Source organism: Bartonella schoenbuchensis R1 (genome assembly GCF_002022685.1).
Taxonomy (GTDB): domain Bacteria; phylum Pseudomonadota; class Alphaproteobacteria; order Rhizobiales; family Rhizobiaceae; genus Bartonella; species Bartonella schoenbuchensis.
Genome location: NZ_CP019789.1, coordinates 544,418 through 567,917, shown reverse-complemented (window position 1 = coordinate 567,917; position 23,500 = coordinate 544,418). Strand labels below are relative to the sequence as shown.

Here is a 23,500-nt window from a genome sequence, read left to right as displayed (position 1 = left end):
TAAAGCAAGTAAAATCCGATCAACCACCGCTATTATTCCATTTGAATATTGTGATTACAGACAACATTTTTATCGCTCCCCAAAAGAAAAATAACAATAAAAAATAATGACTTTCCTTCTAATTTTTTCATAATAAAGAGTTCTTTATTAATTATCCCGACAATACCAATAAATTAGAATAGAATAATAAATGCTATGCATATCAAATTTGTTTCTCCCAACCGCGATTTTCAGTCTGTTTCCAGTAAGTTAAATTATGGTTTTCTGTTCCATATTCTTTCCACTGTGCACGAGCGAGATTCAACTGCTCGTTATTACGACCATCAAATATCACTACAAGCCGTTGATAAATATTAATATCTGGACAAACCGCTCCCTCTATAAGAAAGCGTATTTTTGAATCATTCGGGTTCTCATGGCCCGTAGTGAGAAATACAGGCTGAAAATTTGGATATTTATCGCATTCAGTTCCATGCCCAATAAATGATCCCTCAGCGTAAACCCATAAACGAGTATCTATGGCATCGCGCTGTTCTTCACTTATACATTGTATTGTTACTCTTTCAAAACGTGCAACTGCACGTTCTACTAAAACCGGTAAAATATCTTCTAATGTTGACTGTGTTAAATGATAGAACAGAATATCCATCTCTTAATCCTCATCACTCTTTATCGAAAAAGTGTAGCACTTTTTTTAAAAACATTTCTGTATTTCTAAAAAGAGAAGGAACGGTTTGGAATACCATATTTTTTTCTTACTATGTGTGTATTGTCTTTTTGTAATGTATTAAACAATAGCAAAAAGAAACAAGAAGAATCATAATTTTTAAAAATAAATGAAAAAATTTATTCTGTGTTATTTTCTTAGCTTTTCTTGATACCATACTTGAAAAAACATGGCAAAATGAATTAAGATTATTTAATTATCTCCTGTTGCTTACTAGAAAAAAGAGCACAAAGAGGTTGTTTTTTAATTTTGACGACTATGTCTTATTAATTTGGCACATTATATAGTATCTTCTTTAAATTAAAGACTAAGGATGTTACCCAATTTATGCGTATTATTGAGTTATACATCCTAAAACGTGTTTTTATTTTATTTAGCGCTGTGATGGTCGCAGCAATCGGTATTAGTTTGACAGTGCAAGTCCTTGCACGAATTGATTTTCTTACAACAAGTGGGCAAACATTCCTAACAGTTTTATACTTTTCATCCTTATTAGTTCCTCCTGTTATTTCCCTCATCATCCCATTTGCACTAGTGATTGCAATTACAACTATCCTTTCAACAATGAATCAAGACTCAGAGTTAGCTATTATCAGTGCTTCTGGCTTTTCCAAAAACACTGTTTTAAAACCAATTCTTCTTTTAGCTATTTTTACTGCATGTACATCTTTTTCAATCGCTAATTTTGTTGCTCCTCAAGCGCGCCTTAATATGCGACAAATGCTGGCAAACACTCATTCAGACCTCATTAATCTTTTTATTCGTGAAGGCAGCTTTCAAGCACTAACAAACAACCTTTATATAGAAATTGGTGAACGCTACCCAGATGGAACCATTGGACGTCTTTTCATTGCCGACCAGCGCGATTCTAAGATTGACCTTCTCTATTATGCAAAAAAAGGTGCAATTGTTAGTAATAAAAATGGAAATTTTTTAGTCCTCAATGACGGTGAAATTGAAAGAGTGAATTATCAAAATGATAGTGTTTCGATTATTAAATTTAACTCCTATACTTTTAGCTTAAGTGAATTCATCCCCAATAATGGAGTACCAACTATTTATCCTAAAGACAGGCCTCTTTCTTATTTATTGCATCCTGACCCATATGATCCCTATTATCAGCGTAACCCGCTTCAATACAAAGCTGAATTTCACCGTCGACTCACAGAGTGGCTCTACCCAATTGTTTTTGCTTTAATTGCAGTAGCTGCAGCAGGAGATGCGCGTTCACATCGACAAGCACACACATCGGCAATTGTTTTCACGATTACTTTTTCCTTGCTGATTTATTGGATAGAATATTTTTTCGCTGAAAAAACAAAGAATGATCTCACTTACGTCCCTCTGCTCTATATTACTCCAATAGGAGTAAGCGTATTAATCTTTTTTATGCTACTGACAAACCGTAAAATTAGTATACCCGCAAGATTTAACGATACTATTCAAACACTTCTTCAGAAAATGACGAACAAATCTAAATATCGAAAATCTCACTATTCTTCGGACAAAACATCATGATTGGATGGACGCTTGGACGATATTTTTTTGTACGTTATATCAAAACAACCTGTTATTTTGTATTGAGTATTTTTATACTTGCCCTTTTAATTGACTTTACGGAAAATTCTGGTCGGCTAGCTTCTCTTCCCCATTATACAGCAAAAGGCGCACTTCTTATTTCAGCGTTGCGTGTTCCTTTTATTATGCAGCAACTCTTTCCTTTTATTGCACTATTTTCTGCAATGACTATGCTAATATCACTTAACAAAAAATTTGAACTTGTTGTTGCTCGTTCAATCGGTGTTTCTGCGTGGCAATTTCTCATACCGGCTTGTCTTGGAGCTTTTCTCTTTGGATTGTTTTCGATTCTTTTTATAAATCCACTTGCCGCGTGGGGATCTTCTCAAGCAGAAAAAATGATTGCTGAATGGCGTAGTAATAATGTTCAAACATCTATCAACAAGAATCGTATCCCATGGTTAACACAACATACAAATTTAGGGACAACAACTATTGGAGCCAGATCAATCACACAGCAAGGCCTCTCTCTTATTGATGCAACCTTTGTGCAATATAATGATAACGCAACAGTTAAGAACTGGATCCACGCAAAACAAGCAACACTAACAAATGACGCTTGGCTGTTAACGAATGGCACGATCTACAAAACAGGTTATGTTCCTGAAAAATTTACTGAATTTCGGATAAAAACAAATCTAAAACCGGAGTTTTTAACTGAATATTTAGCCGATCCTGCAACTATTCCATTTTACAAATTACCAAGAAAAATTTCAGCTGCGCGATCATTTGGTTATTCTGCAAATAAGTTCGATATGTACTTACAATCATTGATTGCATTGCCAGCATTACTCGTAGCAATGACTCTTATTGCTGCGACAGTATCACTAAAATTTACACGATTTGGACAATCTAAAGCATTAATTCTTGGTGGTGTAATCGCTGGATTCATGCTTTATGTCATTTCCGTACTTGTTCAAGCTTTTGGTAATGCTGGATACATTCCTCCAGTTATTGCTGCTTGGACGCCAGTTGTTATTGCGTTGTTTTTTGGAGTTTCCTTTTTACTTCATAAAGAGGATGGCTAGGTGAAATTGCTTACAAGTAAGAGGATAATTTTGACAAAACTGAACACATTGTTTTTTAAAAGTGCTATCAGTTTTGTTTTAGGCATAACCTTATCTTATTCTGCAATAGCACAAAATTCTAATCTTTCTCCTCAAAACCATATTCAATCCCTAACATCTCCCCTTTTACTCTCTGCTGACAAACTCACTTACAACCATGACGCAGACACTGTCTCTGCTGAAGGAAATGTTCAAATTGAATATGATAACAATAAAGTTATTGCCCAGAAAGTTACTTACAATCAAAAAACAGGGCGTATTATAGCACAAGGAAATGTTGAAATTATTCAAAAGGATGGTAATAAAGTCTATTCTGATTATATTGACTTGACTCAAGACCTTGGTGAAGGATTTGTAAATTTTTTACGCGTTGAAGCTATTAACAACACACATTTTGCAGCTGAAAATGCTGAACGCAGAGGAAGTCAGCTTACAATCTTCAATAATGCTGTCTATACAGCGTGTGAACCTCATCATTACAAATCAGATAATGAAGTCTTTTGGCAAATTAAAGCAAAAAAGATCATATGGAATAGTACTACTAAAACAATTCAATTTGAAGACGGTCATTTTGAAGTTTTTGGTGTACCAATTGTCCGGTTTCCTATTTTTGAATTGCCTGATCCAAATGTAAAACGCGTCAGCGGTTTACTTGCTCCTCATCTTTCTTATACTGATCATCTTGGTATTGGTATTAAGAATTCTTATTTCTGGAATCTCTCACCTCATTATGATTTTACACTTTCCCCCACTTTCTACACAAAACAAGGACTTTTAACTGAAGGAGAATGGCGTCAGCGTTTAAAAACAGGAAATTATAACATCCGTTTTGCTCATATATATCAAATTAATCCTCATAAGTTCGATAATGACACAATTGATGCGCAAAAAAATAACCGTTATATGGTGGCAACAAAAGGCGATTTCCGTATTAATTCACGTTGGACTTATGGTTGGGATATTTTTGCCCAGTCAGATAGGCATTTTAGCCGTACATATAAACTTGAAAACTATAGTAATCCTGTACAGCTTTCTCAGCTTTATTTGAACGGCCTTGGAGGAAAAAATTACTTTGATACGCGTTTTTACCATTTCACAGTCCAAGATTTGATACCTACAAATACCATTAACAAACGTCATTCTCAGCAAGCATGGGTTTTACCCCGTATCGATTATTTTTTCACACCAGACAAAGAAGTTTACACTGGAGAACTTACTTTTCATGGCAATATGCAATCAATTTATCGTAATCACTCTGACTTCAACTATACCGATTGGCAAGAACATCCCCCTTATGTCTCTCGGCCTTCTGATATACCTGGAAATAGTTTTCGGTTAACCGGTGAAATAGAATGGAAAAAGCGTTTTAATACACAAAACGGATTACTAGTAACCCCTATTCTCGCATTACGTACTGATACAATAACAAATGCCCAGAAAAGTTATCCTGACCATCTCACAAATGACTCGTCGATAAAATTTAACATTGCCTCACCAACTATTCGCGGCATGGCAACAGCAGGTTTAGAATTACGTTACCCCCTCCTTGTAACTTCTGGCATTTCTTCACATGTCTTAGAACCAACAGCACAACTCTTTATACGCAATAATGAACAATATGCCGGACTGTTACCAAATGAAGATGCACAAAGCTTCGTATTTGATGCAACCACTCTATTTCAACGTGACAAATTCTCTGGTTATGACCGTGTCGAAGGTGGAACAAGAGCAAATATAGGTCTAAGATATTCTGGAAGTTTCAATAATGATTGGTCACTTTATGGTCTTGTTGGACAATCTTTTCATCTTGCAGGAAAAAATTCTTTTGCAGAAAAAAACTTTGTCAATGTAAGCGCTAATTCTGGTCTTGAAACATTGCGTTCAGATTATGTTGCAATGTTTAATGCAAATCATGATAGTGGTTTTGCTTTAGAATCTCGTGGACGTTTTGATAAAAAGACAGGTCAAATACGCCGTGGTGAAGTAGAAGCATCTCAAAAATGGGAAAAATTTAGAGCATCCTTACAATATGCTTATATCCAAAACCAACCCAATTACGAATATACACAAGATCGTCAAGAAATTTCTTTTCAAACTGGTATTAAATTTTCTAAATATTGGTCTATATATAATAATATCAGTTATGACTTAGTATCTAGTACATTTGTAAAGCGGGAAATAAATTTAAATTATAAAGATGAATGTTTTGAAATAAAAATCGGCTATCAGCAAATAACTAATCCAGGAAAAAATGCACCTTTGCAGAATTTTAATTTCTCTCTTTCATTACGTACAATCACAGATATTGGGCAAAAGATAAAATTAGATTTATAATGAATATAGCAATAATGTAGAAATACTTTAACTTATCATTGTTTTTATGTAGGAAAACATATATTTTAATTTGCCAATGAAAATTGATAACCAATGCGAAATTTTACTCATATGAACAGATTTAAAAATAGTTCTTTTGTTTTATTTTACGCTTCTATTTTAACCTTTTGCATTGCTGTGTTGGGTGTAAGTAGCTTTACAGGCGCATTTTTTATATCATCAGTATTTGCGCAAACGACAGTTGCTATCACAGTCAATGGTAATCCTATTACAAATTATGATATTCAAAGACGCATCGCTTTTCTCAAATTACAACAAAAACAGGGTGATCTTTCTGCACAAGCCAGAAATGAACTCATTGATGAGATGCTTAAAAATATTGAAATACAGCGTCTTAATATTGATGTTAGTGATAATGAGATTAATAGCGCCTTTGCAAATTTTGCAGAACAAAATAATATGACCGTTGATCAGCTTAGTGAAATGTTGAATCAAACTGAGGTCACAGAAGAGCACTTTAAAGCATATATTAGTGGACAAATGGGATGGGGGCGTCTTGTTAATGCGCGTTATCAATCTGAAGATGGGTACCTTAGTGAACAAGAAGCCGCACATAGAATATTAAAAAATGGTGGTATAAAACCTTCAACAAATGAATATACATTACAGCAAATTATTTTTGTTATTCCTGCCCACCGTCGTGCAGAACTTCTCACAAAACGTACACAAGAAATAAACAATTTCCGTGCACATTTCCGAGGATGCGATAATACCAAAAAACAAACACGAGGCATTCTAGATGTTACTGTTCGTAATTTAGGTAAATTTTTGGAACCTCAACTTCCTACAGATTGGGAACAAGCTATCCGTGCAACACCTGCTGGAAAAATGACCCAACCGCATGAAACTCCATACGGTATTGAAGCACTTGCTGTCTGCCAAATAAAAAAAGTTTCTGATGATCGTGTTGCCCAACTTATGTTTTCTATTCAAGACAGTCAAAAAAGGACTCCTCAAAAACTTGAAGCTTTAAGTGAGAAATATTTGAAAGAATTGCGACAAAGAGCGCATATTCAAAATCATCATGGTTCCACTAGTCGTTAGTAGTGGTGATCCAGCCGGTATTGGCCCTGAAATAGTTTTAAAAGCGTGGAGTATGCGTAATACACGGCATATTCCACCTTTTGTTCTTTTGGCTGATCCTGAAGTTATTCGTTCACGTGCTCATTTTTTACAACTCAATGTTGATATAGAAACTGTTTTTGTAGATAATCTTGTAAAAAACTTCCAAACAGCTCTTCCTGTAATGCCATTAAAAAATCGGCAAAATGACCAATTAGGAATCCCCTCATCAAGCAATATCGTTGGAATAGTTGAAGCTATCACACGCGGCGTTCAATTGATTCAAGATGGTCATGCGTGTGCACTAATCACGTGCCCTATTGCAAAAAAAAGCCTTTATGATGCTGGATTTAAATTTCCAGGCCATACTGAATTTCTCGCTTATCTCGCCTATAAAGCTTCAAATAAACATTACCACCCAGTTATGATGTTATCCGGACCGCAATTAAAAACAGTGCCTATTACTGTCCATATTCCACTTAATGAAATTCCCTCATACCTCACGTATAACTTAATCATTCAAACTGCATTAATTGTTGAAAATGATTTAAAAAAACGATTTGCAATCACTACACCTCGTTTAGCTGTAGCCGGTCTTAACCCGCATGCTGGAGAAGATGGTACGATAGGAAAAGAAGATATCGAAATTATTGCTCCTGCAATTAAATACCTTAAGAAAAAGGGACTTAATATCATAGGCCCTCTACCTCCTGACACAATGTTCCATCAACGTGCGAGACAAACATATGACGTTGCTCTTTGCATGTATCACGATCAAGCCCTTATTCCCGTTAAAACTTTGGACTTTGATACCACTGTTAATATTACCTTAGGATTGCCCTTTATTCGAACATCTCCAGATCATGGAACTGCTTTTGACATTGCCAATAAGGGAATAGCCTCTCCTGAAAGTTTCATTGCTGCTCTTACACTTGCAAATCAACTTGCTAAAAATAGTTTTACAACATGCCAATAGATAATCTCCCTCCTCTGCGTGAAGTAATTAATACATACGGACTGCAAGCTAATAAATCTCTTGGTCAAAATTTCCTTTTTGATCTTAATTTAACATCTAAAATCGCCCAACAAGCAGGAAATATAGCAGGAAAACCTGTCATTGAGGTTGGTCCAGGCCCTGGAGGTTTAACGCGCGCCTTGCTTGCAAAAGGTGCCATCGTAACAGCAATAGAACGTGATGAACGTTGTCTACAGGCGCTATTGGATATAGAAAAACACTATCCGCAAAAATTAAAAGTTATTTGTAATGATGCACTAAAGCAAAATTTTTCAGAAATTTTTGAAGCATATCCAGAGAAACCACATATCATTGCAAATCTTCCATATAATATCGGAACACAGCTCTTATTAAATTGGATTTTAACTGAACCATGGCCTCCTTTTTATAAATCAATGACACTGATGTTTCAACGTGAAGTAGCCAAACGTATTACCGCTACTCCTCATTCTCCTCACTATGGCCGCCTTAGTGTATTAATTGGCTGGCGTGCTATTGCAAAAATTGCTTTTGATGTTTCTCCAAAAGCCTTCACACCAATACCTAAAGTTACTTCTTCCGTTGTTCACATTATTCCACGTCCACAACCTCTCCCCTGTTCAACACAAAAATTAAGCCTTGTGACAAAAGCTGCCTTTGGACAAAAGCGGAAAATGCTTCGTCAAAGTCTTAAAACTATTGGAGGCGAAATGCTTTTAGAAAAATCTGGAATTGACGGAACACGTCGAGCTGAAACACTCTCGATTTCTGAATTTGTATCTTTAGCAAATTTGGTCATTTAAAAGTTTAAAACTTTTACTCATGTAAAGGCTTTTTAAAACAATAAATGCCTTAATCAATTTTTTCGCTAACAAGTGTATTAACGAAAGATTCAAGAAAACTGCAACGCTTACGTTTCACTGTTTCTCCTAAATAAATTGATTTAATAAGTAATAAGGACTGATCTAAATCTTCGTTAATCACAACATAATCGTAAGAACGCCATTGTTGTATCTCTGTTCGTGCATTATTCAACCGCAGATCAATGATACTCTGACTATCTTCTGCTCGACGATGTAAACGGGAAACTAGCTCTTTCATCGATGGGGGGAGGATAAAAACAGATACAGTATCCCCTGGCATTTTTTGTTGAAGCTGTTCTGTCCCTTGATAATCAATATCAAACAACATATCTTGGCCATTTATCAGCGCATTTTCAACGTTTTTACGTAAAGTTCCATAATAATTTCCGTGAACTTCAGCCCATTCTATAAATTCATCTTTATCACGCTTATGTTCAAATTCTTCCTTTGAAATAAAGTGATAATGAAGACCATCTACTTCACTGGGACGTCTTTGTCGTGTTGTTACACTTATAGATAGTTCTAATTGTGCATCTTTCAGCATTAACCGAGAAAGGGTTGATTTACCAGCACCTGAAGGTGAAGAGAGAATAAACAAAAAACCACGACGTCTATTTGTTGTTTGAGAGCTTAATTTACTATCTGGTAATGCCATCATATCACTCTTTTTTAAAGTTTTTTTCTAAAACCATATATTAAAATTTAAGTCATGAATTTTCAGATCTAAAAAGATCTAACGTATTTTCTCTAATGCGCGCCACTTACGGACATTCACATTATGTTCATTTAAAGTTTTAGAAAAAATATGCCCACCTGAACCATCAGCTACAAAATAGAGTGCATCACTTTTCGGCGCATGCGCTACTGCTTTTAAAGAATCACGACTTGGATTTGCAATAGCTGTTGGCGGTAACCCATTAATTTTATAAGTATTATATGGAGTTTCCTTTTCAAGATCTGAGCGATAAATTGGGCGACCTGAAGGCTTACCTTTTCCACCAAAAATACCATAAATTACCGTTGGATCGGATTGAAGGCGCATACCTTTAGAAAGGCGGTTATGAAATACCGCAGCAATTTGAGGTCTTTCTGACGCAATTCCCGTTTCTTTTTCAACAATTGATGCCAATATGACAAATTCGTCAACGGTCTTGATTGGTAAATTGGATGAGCGAGATTCCCATATCTCATTAATTAATTTTGTTTGTTCTTCACGCAATCTCTTTATAATCTCTGCACGTGTTGTACCACGAATGAAATGAATGGTATCAGTCATTAAGCTCCCTTCTGGAGGTAAAACCTCAGGAAGATCACCAACCAAAACTTCATTAGCAGCTAATCGGTCAAAAACCTGTTGAACCGTTAAACCTTCTGGCACTGTGAATGTATGCTCAATAGACTTTCCCTTCACAAGAATATCCATGATATCCTTCATCGAAGCATGAACTGGTATCAAATATTCACCCGCTTTAAGACGTGTCGTACTCTGATGATAACCAACTCCATAAACAAAAACATCAGACGATCGAATAAGACTACGTTGCTCAAGCAATGATGCAATTTCACGAATTCCTGTTCCAGGACGGATCAAAATAATTTCTTCTTTCTCAGCCGTTCCCTTTCCTTCAAATATACTTTTCCCAATATAAAGAGGAATGCTGACAGCCAAAATAATAACCACTATCAACATTAGAAAAAAATTACCGAGAATGACAAATGGATTACGGGAAATAGACGACCTCTTCCGCTTTTTATACGGTAACACACCATTATTACTAAGCAAATGATTCAATAAAGAATCATTTACATCCTGTGGCGGTATTTCATTTTTCGCATCGGACATGATTTATCAATTTTGGTAACTTTTAAATATTACGCTATCATTTCTTACCCTAAACTTATTATAAAGAAAAAAGCTCAAGAAGCGATAATAATAAATAAAAATGTTTACTATTCTCCAAAGCGTCGCATCACCAAAGATGCATTTGTTCCCCCAAAACCAAATGAATTAGAAAGAATCGTATCAATTTTTCGTTCACGTGGCTTATGTGGCACAAGATCAATTTTTGTTTCAATCGATGGATTATCAAGATTAAGAGTAGCTGGTGCTATATTATCTCGTATTGCTAAAATACAAAAAATAGCCTCAGCTGCACCAGCGGCACCAAGCAAATGCCCAATAGATGATTTGGTTGATGACATTGATACCTGCGACGCATAGCTACCTAAAACACGCTCAACAGCTGCTAATTCTATAACATCAGCCATTGTTGATGTACCGTGAGCATTAATATAATCAATATCACATACATTCACTTGTCCACGTTTAAGAGCAGCTACCATACTGCGCTGAGCACCTTCACCACTTTCTGAGGGAGCTGTAATATGATAAGCATCGCCAGATAAACCATAACCAATAACCTCAGCATAAATACGAGCACCTCGCTTTTTTGCATGCTCAAGCTCTTCTAAAATGACAACTGCAGCCCCCTCTCCCATAACAAAACCATCGCGATCTGCATCATAAGGGCGTGATGCACGCTCAGGATCATCATTACGGTTAGTAGAAAGAGCTTTACAAGCAGCAAAACCAGCAAGAGATATCCGATTGATTGGGGATTCAGCACCACCTGCTGCCATCACATCCGCATCACCCAGCGCAATCAAACGAGCCGCATCACCAATTGCATGCGCACCCGTTGAACAAGCTGTTACAACTGAATGATTAGGACCACGTAAACCATATTTAATAGAGACATAACCAGATGCAAGATTAATCAAACGTCCTGGAATAAAAAAAGGAGAAACTCTTCTTGGCCCTTTATCACGAAGGGTATAACCGGCTTCAACAATGCCTTCAATGCCGCCAACACCAGAACCAATCATCACACCCGTACGAATTTGGTCTTCATCATTTTTGGGACACCATTCAGCATCTGCAAATGCTTGATCGGCAGCAGCTACCGCATAAGTAATAAATGCATCCACTTTGCGTTGCTCCCTAGGCTCCATATGCAAATCAGCATTATATGTACCGTTTGTTCCATCCCCCAAGGGGATACGTGCAGCAATTTGACACGGTAAATCAGCTACATCAAACTCAGTAATACGTCGAACACCACTTTTTCCTTCAAGAAGCCGCTTCCAGCTATATTCGACATTACCAGCTAATGGAGATACTAATCCCAAACCAGTAACAACAACCCGTCTCATATTTTAAACCTTGAATCAACCCTTCACCCCCTCAAAGCCATATGTTCAAATTCAAATGGCTTTAAGTAAAGAATAAAGGCAAAAGCATTCTACCACTCTTGCCCTTTACATCAAATTACACAGAAGCTTTATCAATAAATTTTACAGCATCACCAACTGTGAAAATCGTTTCAGCAGCATCATCTGGGATCTCTACACCAAACTCTTCTTCAAAAGCCATAACGAGCTCAACCGTATCAAGGCTATCTGCACCTAGATCATCAATAAAGCTTGCATTTTCTACAACTTTATCTGCGTCAACTCCAAGATGCTCTACGATAATCTTCTTAACGCGCTCTTCTGTATTACTCATATTGTCCTCACAATTCTATATTGTTTCCCTGTTTGGTTAGCGATATAAGTTCACCTAATCAAGCAATAGATGCATTGCTCCAAAATTTTAACGATGATTTTTAGAACATTCTGTGGATATCCTTTAAAAATGAACTAATTTTGCATCGTAGATATAAGATTGAGCAATCACCCCGTCAAAGAAATAAACGCATCGCTTTATTTCACTTATTATTATCTAAAATAATAAAACTTATAAATCAATGTAGAATAAAATAAATACTCAGATCATTGCCATACCACCATTAACATGGATCGTCTGACCTGTGACATACGCCGCTTCATCACTCGCTAAATAAACAGCTGCAGAAGCTATATCTTCACCTATGCCCATACGCTTCATGGGAATAGCAGTCATAATTGCATCTTTCTGTTTTTCATTAAGTTTATCAGTCATCGCAGATTTAATAAATCCTGGAGCAATGCAATTAACAGTTATATTTCGTGATGCAATTTCCTGTGCCAATGATTTAGAAAAGCCTATCACACCAGCTTTCGCAGCACAATAATTTGTTTGCCCAGGATTACCAACAACACCAACAATAGATGTTATATTAATAATACGTCCGTAGCGACGCCGCATCATAGCATGTATCAATTCACGCGTTAGAGTAAAAGTAGCTGTCAAATTGACAGCTAATACATCATCCCAATGTTGGTCTTGCATACGCACAAAAAGGCCATCTTGAGTGATACCAGCATTATTAACAAGAATGTCGACACCACCCATCTCTTTTTCTACCGTTTCAGCCAATTGTTTAATGCTTTCACGCTCAAAAAAGTTAGCAGGAAAGACAAAAACATTCTGACCAAGATCTGCAGCAACTTCCTTGAGCTTTTCCTCACGTGTTCCATGAAGCCCAACAATTGCTCCTTGCGCATGAAAAAAACGCGCAATTGCCTCACCAATATCCCCTGACGCTCCTGTTACAAGAGCTTTACGACCTGTTAATTTAAACATCTTTCAAACTTCCTAAAATTAAACACCTAGTACCTGTAATGCACTTTCAATTTCCTCAGCCGTACCAATTGTTAACCCTTTAATATCTTTATTAATACGTCGAGCTAAACCTGTTAACACTTTTCCAGAACCAACTTCAAAAAGTGTATCAACTCCATTGGATCCAAACCACTCAACTGTTTCACGCCACCGCACTCGCCCAGTCACCTGTTCAACAAGTAGCATAAAAATGCGCTCTGGATCACTTTCTGGTGCAACAGAAATATTTGCAACAACCGGAATAATAGGCGCTACTTTGTTAACAGCTAAAAGAGCATCTTTCATTACATCAGCAGCAGGTTGCATTAAAGCCGAATGGAACGGCGCTGAAACCGGTAGAAGAAGCGCACGCTTAGCACCTTTTTCTAAAGCAGCTTTCATTGCCGCTTCAACTGCTTTTGCTTCACCTGAAATAACAATTTGTCCACCACCATTGTCATTAGCAATCTGACATAGACCTTCTCCTAAAACGGCGCTGCAAATTTCTTCAACATCTTGTTCATCCAAACCGATAAGTGCTGCCATTAAACCTTCACCAACAGCGACAGCCCTCTGCATAGCATTGCCACGAATTCGTAAAAGCCTTGCTGTATCAGCCAAACTCAATGTACGAACCGCACAAAGTGCTGAATATTCCCCTAAAGAATGTCCTGCAACAAATTTTACTTTTGATTCTATATCTAATCCCAACTTTTCCATCACACGAATAATTGCTAGCGACACAGCCATCAAAGCTGGTTGTGCATTTGCTGTTAATGCAAGAACATCCTCTGGTCCTTCAAAAATAATATGTGATAATTTTTCACCTAAAGCATCATCAACTTCCTCAAAGACCATACGTGCTTCAACAAATTGCTCTGCAAGCACTTTGCCCATACCAACAACTTGGCTTCCCTGGCCTGGAAAAGTAAATGCTGCTACCATTAGTTTTACTCCTCAATTGAGCATTAATGTTTGTTATTGCCCCAACACATAAGCATAAATCAAAACAAAGCAACCTATTTAGAACAGATATTTGTCTTAAAATTATATTTTAAGGGTGGAATTTGATATAAAAACTCAGGAAAGTAAGGCGCAATCAATCGAATAATACCCCAACTTGTTAGACTTCCTAAAACTGCACCACTTAAAACATCAAAAGGATAGTGTACGCCAGTAAAAATACGCCCCCAACAGATCAAAAATAACAATACTAATGCAAACTTAGAGACAAGCTTGTATTGATAGAAATAAAGGCAAGTAGTGTAAGATGCAATAACTAGAGCATGATGGCTAGGAAAAGAAGCTGTTGCTTTATGTTCAATTAATGACTGTGTTAAACCTGCAACAAACGGACGTGGACGAAAATAAATAAGAGAAATAAGATAACTAAAAAAAAGAGCAGCACAAATGCTAACACAAATACTTAGCGCTACACGTCGTTCCCTATATCCGCTGCAAAACCACAGCACAAAAAGATGTACAGGAATCACATAAATTAAAAACTTTGCACAAATAATACCAATCCAAACCAACACCATCCCCATTTGATGATTGCCAGAAAGTATCTCAAAAAGTGCTACATCAATCTGGTTTAAAAAAACCATTTTCACCTCTTTTATTCCTACAGCCCATAGAATGTTATTTTATATATTTAAAGACAATAGATATATAAAAATATATCAAAACTTAATTAAGTCACATTTTTTACAATCATCAACTTGCTATTTTTTGAGATAAGCTGTAAATATCAGCCACTCATTACCAGCATTTGGCTGGAGGTTGAACGGAGGACTGGAAAATACCAGTAGGAAATACAATAATTCCGACCTCCCGTATCTCCACTCTCGGATGTCTCGAATTATAAATGCGTCCTTTCTTCTTTTTGGGTTTCCTAAAAAGACAAGTCGCAGAGGCTTTGCGCCAAAACTGGTGAAGTTTAATTGAAGAAAGGCAAAATTAATGGCTCTTTATGAACACGTGTTTCTTGCCCGACAGGGTGTCACGCCACAGCAGATTGATGAACTTTTAAAAATTTATAAAAATGTCATTGAAGCGCACGGAGGAACAATCGGGCGTATTGAAAATTGGGGTCTTTGCACTCTTGCTTACCGTATCCGCAAAAACCGCAAAGCTCACTATGTATTGCTTAATATCGATGCCCCAGCTGCAGCAATGGCTGAAATTGAGCGCCAAATGCGCATTAACGAGGACGTTTTGCGTTATATGACAATCCGCGTAGAAAAGCATGAAAAAGAACAATCTGCCATGCTTTCACGATCTAATCAAGAAGACTCCTTTAGCAAAAATGAGGAGCGGTCTCGCCCTACGCGCCACCAACATGAAGACACCACGGAAGGAATGGAATAATGATTGAAATTAATCAAACCCCTGTACGTCGTCCTTTTCATCGTCGTCGTAAAACGTGTCCGTTTTCAGGTGCAAATGCTCCGAAGATTGATTATAAAGACATTAAGCTGTTACAGCGCTACATTTCAGAACGTGGTAAAATTGTCCCTTCACGTATTACCGCCGTCAGCCAGAAAAAACAGCGCGAATTAGCTAATGCTATCAAACGTGCCCGTTTTCTCGGGTTGCTTCCATATGTTGTTAAATAGACTGTATATATTCAAAATAAAATCAGAATATTTTTTAACTATTTTTATTGGTGTGTTAGAAGTACATTAATTACTCCACATACAAGGCAAGTACGCAAACGTTAAAATACCTAAAGTTGGGGCATTGCCCCTAACTGCAAAAGGCAGGACAGCGATAAATGGAACATTTTCATTTTTATAAAATAATGATTGGTATTTTAGCAGGATTATTTGCTGCTGTTATAGGAATGGCAATTATTAGTGTTGCCAATATTGCGCCTTATTTTTCTCTCCTTCTTGGTTTCTTTATTTCACTTCCAATTTTTATTGTAGCCTTCGGCTTTGGAACGTTATCTAGCCTTATTGCTTTAACAAGTGTCACTTTTATCTTTAGCATAGCTAACAATATTTATATTGGTTTTGGCTTTATGTTGCTGTTTTTTCTTCCAGCCGTCTATACCTCTTGGCTCTTTGGGCTTGCTCGATCAACACAAAAGGAAAATGAACTAATATGGTATCCATTATCATCAGTTATTTTCCTTTCAACCAATTTTATTGCTCTTATATTAACCTTTATTGGAATCTATGTGCAAATGCACCCAATAACTCCTATCATTGCACAAGAGGTTACCGCAAATATAGTGCAAGTTATGCGTCAATCGCAGTCTATAAATGAAGATGATATTCTTGCCTTTAGCGAACTTTTAACGACACATGCAGCCACCTTAACAGCTATTGCACTTACTGGTTACAGTCTGATTTTTCTCATTGGTAATCTTTATTTTTCAATGATAACAGCACGACATATGAAGTGGTTAACAAGACCTCGTGATGATTGGAGGCAAACTTTCCGCCTTCCACTTTCTGGACTCATTATTTTTATCGTCGCTTGTATAGCATCAATGCTTGAACTCGGTTCTATTCTTAATTTAGGTACACGCGTTTTTACCACTGCATATACTGTTGTCATATCAATCAGTGGTTTAGCGTATCTCCATCATATTACAAAAGGGATAAGTGGACGGGTAATTATATTATCGCTCGTTTATATAGCTGCTTTGACTGTTGTTTTTACAACACCTATTGTTTTCATGACCATGCTGATGGGCATTTGGGCAACTATTCAATACAACTTCCAACCATACAACAAACTTCATTAATTTATTTATTCGAAAGGAATAAACTATGGATATTATTTTACTTGAACGCATTCCTCACCTTGGTCAAATAGGTGATATTGTTTCAGTTAAAAATGGTTACGCACGTAATTTTTTGTTGCCTCAAGGTAAAGCTTTACGAGCTAATGAAGCTAATAAAAAATATTTTGAAACACAACGTGTACAGCTTGAAGCCCGTAATCTTGAGCGAAAAAATGAAGCTCAAAAAGTGGCTGAAAAACTTGATGGTCAATCGTTTATTGTTGTCCGTTCCGCTGGTGAAACAGGTCAACTTTATGGTTCTGTGTCAACACGTGATATTTCAGAAATTATAACAGAAGAAGGCTTTTCTGTTGGGCGCAATCAGATTGAGCTTAATCACCCAATCAAAACAATCGGTCTTCATACCATCACAATTAGTCTACATCCTGAAGTTCAAATTTCTGTGACAATTAATATTGCACGTTCGACTAATGAAGCACAACGTCAAGCAGAAGGTGAAAACCTCACTTCAATCGAAGCAATATATGGTATTCAAGAACAGCCATTAGCAGAAGAAATTGATGACAATGATGAAAAGAGCGTGAACGAAACAGCTTAATTGATATTTTTCTTATCTTGTCGACTTTTTGTGCTTATTTTTTACTATTTAACATATTGATATCTTACAAAAAATACCCTGCTTTTAAGCGGGGTATTTTATAATGATATCATAATATTATATCCCAACTCAAAAAAACTATACCGGGGGAAAAACGATTATACCCCCATTTTATCTGAAGTTATCCTTATTAAGGAGATTATAGAGAAAAGTAAGCTTATTATCATCGATAATAATTTTGAGACTATACTACCGTAAAATATTTAAAATATAGCTCCATATCTTTTAAATATTCTGGGAGAAAGAAAAATTTCTTTAGAGCGTCCGTTGTATTTTATGTAACGCCTTTTTATAATCCCTGAAAATGTTCTTTTTCTCTGATAAAAATGCGTTTTTTCAAATTCAAATAATTTGTATACAAATTGCAATCTTTCTTACCCATGTTATATTTTATATAAAAAACAGTTTCTGATATTTGTCTGAAATAATTGCAATTATAAACCATAAAATACAAAAAATATAAGCTGCATATTATAAACAATTGATTTGTTGAAAAAAGTATCATTAAAAATTAAAAATATAGTTTTAATTGAAAATGGAAATTTGCAATTTTGCTCTTTTAATGTACAGCATTCAATCCGTTGTCTAAGATGACTAAACTTAAAATCTTAGTGGAAAAAACTTAATGGAAGAAACAAGCATCCTTAATTTCAACCCGTTACATAAAGAAGAGACTTCTTCTTTCCGGCAACTACCACATAATATTGAAGCTGAACAAGCGCTTCTTGGTGCCATTCTCATTAATAATGATGCACTTGATCGTGTTTCAGATTTTTTAAAACCAGAACATTTTTTCGAAATATTGCATCAAAAAATCTTTGATATTTTATCACAAATTATAAAAAAGGAAAACTTGCAAATCCTGTTACCATTAAACCTTTTATTCCAGCTGAAGAGAAAATTGGGGATATCACTGTATTCAATTATGTTATTCGCTTAGCTAAAGAAGCAGTTACCATTATTAATGCTGAAGATTATGGTCGAGTAATTTATGATCTTTTTATCCGACGATCCTTGATTGATATTGGCAATCAAGTTGTAAATACAGCTTTTGATGCTCCTGTTGAACTTACGCCAACCGAACAAATTGAGATTGTCGAACGTAATTTATTTCAATTGGCAGAAACGGGAAAATATGGTGGTGGATTTGAAAGCTTTAATGACGCTATCCAAAAAGCTATTGATATGGCATCCGCTGCAAAAAAACGGTCCTCGCATCTATCAGGCATAGCTACCCACCTGAAAAAACTTGATGAAAAAATGGGAGGATTGCAGCCTTCTGATTTGATTATCCTGGCTGGGCGCCCCGGTATGGGAAAAACCTCTCTTGCAACCAATATAGCCTTTAATATTGCTGATGCTTATAATCATGATGCTAAAATGAATAATTCATCACAAGAAAATGAGGGAGGAATCGTTGGATTTTTCTCACTTGAAATGTCATCAGAACAACTTGCAACGCGTATTATTTCTGAACAAACAGAAATATCTTCTTCTGAAATTCGGCGTGGTAATATTTCAGAAGAACAATTTGAAAAACTAGTGAATGCAACGCGTCGCCTCCAAAAAGCGCCACTTTACATCGACCAAACTGGTGGTATATCGCTTTCTCAATTGGCTGCACGCGCACGTCGACTAAAGCGACAACATGGTTTAGATGTTCTGATTGTTGATTATATACAGCTAATGACAAGCAATTCAAAACGTTCATCTGAAAATCGCGTTCAAGAAATTACAGAAATTACTACAGGGCTTAAAGCTTTAGCTAAAGAACTTAATGTTCCTATCATCGCCCTTTCACAACTTTCACGTCAAGTTGAAAACCGAACTGATAAACGCCCACAATTATCAGATCTACGTGAATCTGGCTCCATTGAACAAGATGCGGATGTTGTTCTTTTTGTATATCGTGAAGAATATTATCTCAAAAATGAAGAGCCTAAAGAAGGAACTCCTGAGTATGTAAAATGGCAAGCTGAAATGGAAAAAGTTTTCGGAATAGCAGATATTCTTATAGCAAAACAACGACACGGACCAACAGGAACAGCTCATCTTGCTTTTCAGTCAGAGTTTACACGCTTTAGCGACTTGGCAGAAAGTGATTATCTTCCAGAACAACGTAATTAACCACTATGGCACGCAATCGCACTCAATTTATCTGTCAAAATTGTAGTACCGTTTACTCACGCTGGGCTGGAAAATGTGATTCTTGTGGGGAGTGGAACTCCCTTGTCGAAGAAGGTACGAACAGTGGCATTGGCAGTGGGCCAACGCAAAATATTCGTCAAGGGCGTATCATAACGTTGACTTCTCTTTCTGGAGATCTTGAAGATGCTCCACGTATTCATTCTGGTATTTCTGAACTTGATCGTGTGACCGGTGGTGGCTTTGTTCGAGGATCAGCATTACTTGTTGGTGGTGATCCAGGTATTGGCAAATCAACTTTGCTTACACAAACGGCAGCTGCATTATCGCGAAAAGGGTATAATGTCATTTATGTTTCTGGTGAAGAGGCTGTTGCACAAATCCGTCTACGAGCACAAAGGCTTGGCGCACATGATACAACAGTTAAACTTGCTGCAGAAACCAATGTTGAAGACATTTTAACAACTTTAAATGCGCATAAAAAACTTGATCTAGTTATTATCGATTCAATTCAAACTCTATGGTCAGATGCAGCCGATTCAGCTCCTGGAAGTGTAACACAAGTACGCATTAGCGCCCAAGCAATCATACGCTTTGCTAAAAAAACAGGGGCAGCTGTTGTTCTTGTTGGGCATGTTACAAAAGATGGGCAAATTGCTGGTCCCCGTGTTGTTGAACACATGGTTGATGGTGTTCTCTATTTTGAAGGCGAGAATAGTCATTGTTATCGAATTCTTAGAACTGTGAAAAATCGCTTTGGACCAACTGATGAAATTGGTGTTTTTGAAATGTCCGACAAAGGTCTAAAAGAAGTCACCAATCCATCCGAACTATTTTTAGGTGAACGTAATGAAAAAGCTCCAGGAGCTGCTGTCTTTGCAGGAATGGAGGGAACACGCCCTATATTGGTGGAAATTCAAGCTCTTGTTGCACCTTCTTCGCTTGGTACACCACGGCGTGCTGTTTTAGGATGGGATGGAAATCGTCTTTCAATGATTCTCGCCGTATTAGAAGCTCACTGTGGTATTCGTTTTGGACAACATGATGTCTACCTTAATGTTGCAGGTGGTTACAAAATATCAGAACCAGCAGCTGACTTAGCCGTTGCAGCAGCTTTGGTATCCTCGCTTGTAAACATTCCTCTTCCAACTCATTATGTATATTTTGGTGAAGTTAGCCTTTCAGGAACAATTCGCGCTGTTACTCATTCAGGACAACGTGTCAAAGAAGCTCAAAAACTCGGCTTTCAAGGTGCTGTTCAGCCCGCAATAACAACCGAAATGATAAAATCAACAACCTTTCAACAAAAAATATTTTCCGACCTTTCTGAATTTGTTGCCACTATTGTTGCAAGTAAAAAATGACTGTCATACAAATAATAATATAGAATCACTTCTATAAAGTACAAAAGAGCCTTGCTATAAAATAGAAACTAGCATAGCAGAAAATGTTCTTACGTACTTTTAGACTGATTAAAATAAAACGTAATTTTACATAACCTATATAAGGAGCAAACAAATGAGTGTAACAGTTCTTGATGGCATTGTCATTGCAATCATCCTGTTTTCTTCTTTTCTAGCCATGCTCCGAGGTTTCTCCCGCGAAGTTTTATCATTGTTTTCTTGGGTAATTTCAGCTGTTATTACACTGTTTTTATTTAAACCTGTATTGCCTTTTGTTGAACAATACCTCTCTAACGAAACAGTCGCATTAATAGCTACATTAGTTACGATTTTTATTATTGCTCTAATTATTATTTCTCTCATTACAATGAAAATTTCTGATTTTATCATTGATAGTCGAATCGGCAAACTTGATCGCATTATTGGTTTTATCTTTGGAGCATTTCGCGGTTTATTAATCACAGTTATTGGCATTTTACTTATTAATGCACTTATTAAACCTGAACAACAATCTCATTGGCTGAAAGATGCAAAAACAAAGCCTATGTTGGATTCATTAAGCCAACAAATTTGGGAATTGTTGCCTAAAAATCCCGATTATGCCCTCGAAAAACTGGAAAAGCTCTTTAACAAAAATGACTTTTCCGCAAGATTTTGAAAATACTAACCAAAACATATCTCTACAGAATAAATTAGAGTTTTTATTTGAGAACTGGTCTTAAATAATATGTAGTAGTTGTGATATTAATCATTTAACATCATTACTGAAAGTAATATGATGACAAAAATTAATATTCCTTATCAGGAACCCTCATTTGACGATGATACCCTTCATGAAGAATGTGGAGTGTTTGGTATTCTTGGGCACAAAGATGCAGCAACACTAACAGCTCTTGGACTCCATGCGCTACAACACCGTGGGCAAGAAGCCGCTGGAATTGTTTCTTATCACAACAAGATGTTTCATCAAGAAAAACACCTAGGCCTTGTTGGAGATCACTACACAAATCCTGCAACACTTGCCCGTTTGCCTGGGGATCGTGCGATTGGACATACTCGTTATTCAACAACGGGAGAAATAGCATTACGTAATGTACAGCCTCTATTTGCTGAATTAAAAGCCGGAGGTATTGCTATTGCACATAATGGTAATTTAACAAATGGCCTTACATTACGCCATGAATTAATTGCTTCTGGTGCTATCTGTCAATCAACTTCAGACTCTGAAGTCTTTCTCCACCTTATTGCCCGCTCACGTCATGAATCATCATCCGATCGTTTTGTTGATGCTATTCGCCAAGTGGAAGGTGGATATGCCATGTTAGCGCTAACACGTACCAAGCTTATTGCTGCACGTGACCCAATAGGTATTCGGCCACTTGTTTTAGGTGAACTTGATGGTAAACCAATCTTCTGTTCAGAGACCTGTGCACTTGATATTATTGGAGCAAAATACGTTCGTGACGTCAAAAATGGCGAAATCATCATATGTGAAATACAAGACAATGGTGAAATCACTACAAAAATTATTAAACCAGAAATAGAAAAACCAGAAAAACTTTGCCTTTTTGAATATGTCTATTTTGCTCGACCTGATTCAATTGTTGGAGGGCGTAGTGTTTATGCAGTTCGTAAAAATATGGGTATCCAATTGGCTCAAGAAGCACCGTGTGAGGGGATGTTGTTGTCCCCGTTCCTGATGGAGGAACACCTGCTGCAATTGGTTATGCACAAAAAATTGGTATTCCCTTTGAACTCGGCATTATTCGCAATCATTATGTTGGTCGCACTTTTATTGAACCAACGCAACAAATTCGTGCTTTTGGCGTGAAATTAAAACATTCTGCCAACCGCCCTATTATTGAAGGAAAACGTGTCATTCTAGTGGATGATTCCATTGTGCGTGGAACAACATCCACTAAAATCGTACGGATGCTCCGCGATGCAGGAGCAAAAGAAGTTCATATGCGCATTTCCAGCCCAATGATTTTTTATCCTGATTTTTATGGAATCGATACACCTAGAATTGAAGATCTTTTAGCTAATAAATACCCAGACTTAAAATCCATGTGTAATTTCATTGGAGCCGATTCATTAGAATTTCTCTCAACTGATGGCCTTTATCTCGCTATTATAGGGGAAAAACGAAATAACTCTTCCCCTCAATTTACTGATCATTATTTTACTGGCCACTATCCCACACACCTTACCGATCAAAAAAGTATTCCAAAAGTTCATAAATTATCTGTTCTGAAAACAAGAAATTAATA

At 36.7% G+C, this 23,500-nt stretch carries 20 protein-coding genes and 2 pseudogenes; 14 read left to right on the top strand and 8 right to left on the bottom strand.

Annotation, left to right across the window (positions count from 1 at the left end):
* Positions 1 to 202: 202 nt before the first annotated feature.
* A complete protein-coding gene (locus BscR1v2_RS02295) occupies positions 203 to 649 on the bottom strand; it encodes a DNA polymerase III subunit chi (RefSeq protein WP_078689590.1) in 447 nt (148 codons plus the stop codon).
* Positions 650 to 1,054: 405 nt separating this feature from the next.
* On the opposite strand from BscR1v2_RS02295, the gene lptF reads away from it, so the two are divergent.
* The 6 genes from lptF (at position 1,055) to rsmA (ending at position 8,625) form a co-directional block, all read left to right on the top strand.
* Positions 1,055 to 2,245, top strand: coding sequence for an LPS export ABC transporter permease LptF (gene lptF / locus BscR1v2_RS02290; protein WP_078689589.1), 1,191 nt, complete (start codon positions 1,055 to 1,057; stop codon positions 2,243 to 2,245).
* A complete protein-coding gene (lptG, locus tag BscR1v2_RS02285; RefSeq protein WP_078689588.1) occupies positions 2,242 to 3,333 on the top strand; it encodes an LPS export ABC transporter permease LptG in 1,092 nt (363 codons plus the stop codon). The genes lptF and lptG overlap by 4 nt, the downstream gene beginning before the upstream one ends.
* Positions 3,334 to 5,706 carry an LPS-assembly protein LptD gene (locus BscR1v2_RS02280; RefSeq protein WP_078689587.1) on the top strand — a complete coding sequence of 791 codons (2,373 nt, stop codon included), beginning with the start codon at positions 3,334 to 3,336 and terminating at the stop codon, positions 5,704 to 5,706.
* A 93-nt stretch (positions 5,707 to 5,799) separates the two neighbouring features.
* The gene (locus BscR1v2_RS02275) at positions 5,800 to 6,810 is read left to right on the top strand and encodes a peptidylprolyl isomerase (RefSeq protein ID WP_078689586.1); all 1,011 of its coding nucleotides are present in this window, start codon (positions 5,800 to 5,802) and stop codon (positions 6,808 to 6,810) included.
* Positions 6,791 to 7,804 carry a 4-hydroxythreonine-4-phosphate dehydrogenase PdxA gene (gene pdxA / locus BscR1v2_RS02270; RefSeq protein WP_078689585.1) on the top strand — a complete coding sequence of 338 codons (1,014 nt, stop codon included), beginning with the start codon at positions 6,791 to 6,793 and terminating at the stop codon, positions 7,802 to 7,804. The genes BscR1v2_RS02275 and pdxA overlap by 20 nt, the downstream gene beginning before the upstream one ends.
* The gene (gene rsmA, locus BscR1v2_RS02265) at positions 7,795 to 8,625 is read left to right on the top strand and encodes a 16S rRNA (adenine(1518)-N(6)/adenine(1519)-N(6))-dimethyltransferase RsmA (protein WP_078689584.1); all 831 of its coding nucleotides are present in this window, start codon (positions 7,795 to 7,797) and stop codon (positions 8,623 to 8,625) included. The genes pdxA and rsmA overlap by 10 nt, the downstream gene beginning before the upstream one ends.
* Before the next feature lie 49 nt (positions 8,626 to 8,674).
* On the opposite strand, the gene gmk is transcribed toward rsmA, so the two are convergent.
* From gmk to BscR1v2_RS02230, 7 genes are all read right to left on the bottom strand, one after another.
* Complete coding sequence (gmk, locus tag BscR1v2_RS02260; RefSeq protein WP_078689583.1) at positions 8,675 to 9,340, bottom strand: guanylate kinase; 666 nt, start codon at positions 9,338 to 9,340, stop codon at positions 8,675 to 8,677.
* Between the two features lie 78 nt (positions 9,341 to 9,418).
* Positions 9,419 to 10,528 (bottom strand): endolytic transglycosylase MltG, encoded by a 1,110-nt coding sequence (gene mltG, locus BscR1v2_RS02255; protein WP_078689582.1) that lies wholly within the window; start codon positions 10,526 to 10,528, stop codon positions 9,419 to 9,421.
* A 107-nt stretch (positions 10,529 to 10,635) separates the two neighbouring features.
* A complete protein-coding gene (fabF, locus tag BscR1v2_RS02250) occupies positions 10,636 to 11,898 on the bottom strand; it encodes a beta-ketoacyl-ACP synthase II (protein ID WP_078689581.1) in 1,263 nt (420 codons plus the stop codon).
* Positions 11,899 to 12,013: 115 nt separating this feature from the next.
* Positions 12,014 to 12,250 carry an acyl carrier protein gene (locus tag BscR1v2_RS02245; RefSeq protein ID WP_007477496.1) on the bottom strand — a complete coding sequence of 79 codons (237 nt, stop codon included), beginning with the start codon at positions 12,248 to 12,250 and terminating at the stop codon, positions 12,014 to 12,016.
* Between the two features lie 261 nt (positions 12,251 to 12,511).
* Positions 12,512 to 13,249, bottom strand: a complete 738-nt coding sequence (gene fabG / locus BscR1v2_RS02240; protein WP_078689580.1) for a 3-oxoacyl-[acyl-carrier-protein] reductase — start codon at positions 13,247 to 13,249, stop codon at positions 12,512 to 12,514.
* Positions 13,250 to 13,267: 18 nt separating this feature from the next.
* The gene (gene fabD / locus BscR1v2_RS02235) at positions 13,268 to 14,212 is read right to left on the bottom strand and encodes an ACP S-malonyltransferase (protein ID WP_078689579.1); all 945 of its coding nucleotides are present in this window, start codon (positions 14,210 to 14,212) and stop codon (positions 13,268 to 13,270) included.
* Positions 14,213 to 14,286: 74 nt separating this feature from the next.
* Positions 14,287 to 14,874, bottom strand: a complete 588-nt coding sequence (locus tag BscR1v2_RS02230; RefSeq protein WP_078689578.1) for an undecaprenyl-diphosphatase — start codon at positions 14,872 to 14,874, stop codon at positions 14,287 to 14,289.
* A gap of 355 nt (positions 14,875 to 15,229) precedes the next feature.
* Between BscR1v2_RS02230 and rpsF the strand changes: the two genes are divergently transcribed.
* The 8 genes and pseudogenes from rpsF to purF all read left to right on the top strand — a co-directional run bounded on the left by rpsF (position 15,230) and on the right by purF (position 23,498).
* The gene (gene rpsF, locus BscR1v2_RS02220) at positions 15,230 to 15,637 is read left to right on the top strand and encodes a 30S ribosomal protein S6 (protein WP_010703562.1); all 408 of its coding nucleotides are present in this window, start codon (positions 15,230 to 15,232) and stop codon (positions 15,635 to 15,637) included.
* Positions 15,637 to 15,885, top strand: a complete 249-nt coding sequence (gene rpsR / locus BscR1v2_RS02215) for a 30S ribosomal protein S18 (protein WP_007477487.1) — start codon at positions 15,637 to 15,639, stop codon at positions 15,883 to 15,885. The genes rpsF and rpsR overlap by 1 nt, the downstream gene beginning before the upstream one ends.
* Positions 15,886 to 16,043: 158 nt before the next feature.
* Positions 16,044 to 17,024: a hypothetical protein gene (locus BscR1v2_RS02210; protein WP_078689577.1), complete on the top strand. Its 981-nt coding sequence runs from the start codon at positions 16,044 to 16,046 to the stop codon at positions 17,022 to 17,024.
* 25 nt (positions 17,025 to 17,049) lie between these two features.
* The gene (gene rplI, locus BscR1v2_RS02205) at positions 17,050 to 17,622 is read left to right on the top strand and encodes a 50S ribosomal protein L9 (RefSeq protein WP_078689576.1); all 573 of its coding nucleotides are present in this window, start codon (positions 17,050 to 17,052) and stop codon (positions 17,620 to 17,622) included.
* Positions 17,623 to 18,307: 685 nt separating this feature from the next.
* Positions 18,308 to 19,809 (top strand): annotated as a pseudogene (locus BscR1v2_RS02200) (replicative DNA helicase).
* A 5-nt stretch (positions 19,810 to 19,814) separates the two neighbouring features.
* On the top strand, positions 19,815 to 21,191 hold the full coding sequence (gene radA / locus BscR1v2_RS02195) for a DNA repair protein RadA (RefSeq protein WP_078689575.1): 1,377 nt from the start codon (positions 19,815 to 19,817) through the stop codon (positions 21,189 to 21,191).
* A 154-nt stretch (positions 21,192 to 21,345) separates the two neighbouring features.
* Positions 21,346 to 21,888 carry a CvpA family protein gene (locus BscR1v2_RS02190; RefSeq protein ID WP_078689574.1) on the top strand — a complete coding sequence of 181 codons (543 nt, stop codon included), beginning with the start codon at positions 21,346 to 21,348 and terminating at the stop codon, positions 21,886 to 21,888.
* 117 nt (positions 21,889 to 22,005) lie between these two features.
* Positions 22,006 to 23,498, top strand: a pseudogene (purF, locus tag BscR1v2_RS02185) (amidophosphoribosyltransferase).
* Positions 23,499 to 23,500: the final 2 nt, after the last annotated feature.

Bases quoted from the DNA above. Each gene is read 5' to 3' on its own strand.
- lptG (WP_078689588.1), top strand. From the start codon at position 2,242: ATGATTGGATGGACGCTTGGACGATATTTTTTTGTACGTTATATCAAA.
- BscR1v2_RS02295 (WP_078689590.1), bottom strand. From the start codon at position 649: ATGGATATTCTGTTCTATCATTTAACACAGTCAACATTAGAAGATATT.
- BscR1v2_RS02245 (WP_007477496.1), bottom strand. From the start codon at position 12,250: ATGAGTAATACAGAAGAGCGCGTTAAGAAGATTATCGTAGAGCATCTT.
- BscR1v2_RS02230 (WP_078689578.1), bottom strand. From the start codon at position 14,874: ATGGTTTTTTTAAACCAGATTGATGTAGCACTTTTTGAGATACTTTCT.
- rplI (WP_078689576.1), top strand. From the start codon at position 17,050: ATGGATATTATTTTACTTGAACGCATTCCTCACCTTGGTCAAATAGGT.
- fabG (WP_078689580.1), bottom strand. From the start codon at position 13,249: ATGTTTAAATTAACAGGTCGTAAAGCTCTTGTAACAGGAGCGTCAGGG.
- lptF (WP_078689589.1), top strand. From the start codon at position 1,055: ATGCGTATTATTGAGTTATACATCCTAAAACGTGTTTTTATTTTATTT.
- gmk (WP_078689583.1), bottom strand. From the start codon at position 9,340: ATGGCATTACCAGATAGTAAATTAAGCTCTCAAACAACAAATAGACGT.
- BscR1v2_RS02210 (WP_078689577.1), top strand. From the start codon at position 16,044: ATGGAACATTTTCATTTTTATAAAATAATGATTGGTATTTTAGCAGGA.
- rpsR (WP_007477487.1), top strand. From the start codon at position 15,637: ATGATTGAAATTAATCAAACCCCTGTACGTCGTCCTTTTCATCGTCGT.
- pdxA (WP_078689585.1), top strand. From the start codon at position 6,791: ATGGTTCCACTAGTCGTTAGTAGTGGTGATCCAGCCGGTATTGGCCCT.
- fabD (WP_078689579.1), bottom strand. From the start codon at position 14,212: ATGGTAGCAGCATTTACTTTTCCAGGCCAGGGAAGCCAAGTTGTTGGT.
- BscR1v2_RS02275 (WP_078689586.1), top strand. From the start codon at position 5,800: ATGCGAAATTTTACTCATATGAACAGATTTAAAAATAGTTCTTTTGTT.
- fabF (WP_078689581.1), bottom strand. From the start codon at position 11,898: ATGAGACGGGTTGTTGTTACTGGTTTGGGATTAGTATCTCCATTAGCT.
- rsmA (WP_078689584.1), top strand. From the start codon at position 7,795: ATGCCAATAGATAATCTCCCTCCTCTGCGTGAAGTAATTAATACATAC.
- rpsF (WP_010703562.1), top strand. From the start codon at position 15,230: ATGGCTCTTTATGAACACGTGTTTCTTGCCCGACAGGGTGTCACGCCA.
- BscR1v2_RS02190 (WP_078689574.1), top strand. From the start codon at position 21,346: ATGAGTGTAACAGTTCTTGATGGCATTGTCATTGCAATCATCCTGTTT.
- radA (WP_078689575.1), top strand. From the start codon at position 19,815: ATGGCACGCAATCGCACTCAATTTATCTGTCAAAATTGTAGTACCGTT.
- mltG (WP_078689582.1), bottom strand. From the start codon at position 10,528: ATGTCCGATGCGAAAAATGAAATACCGCCACAGGATGTAAATGATTCT.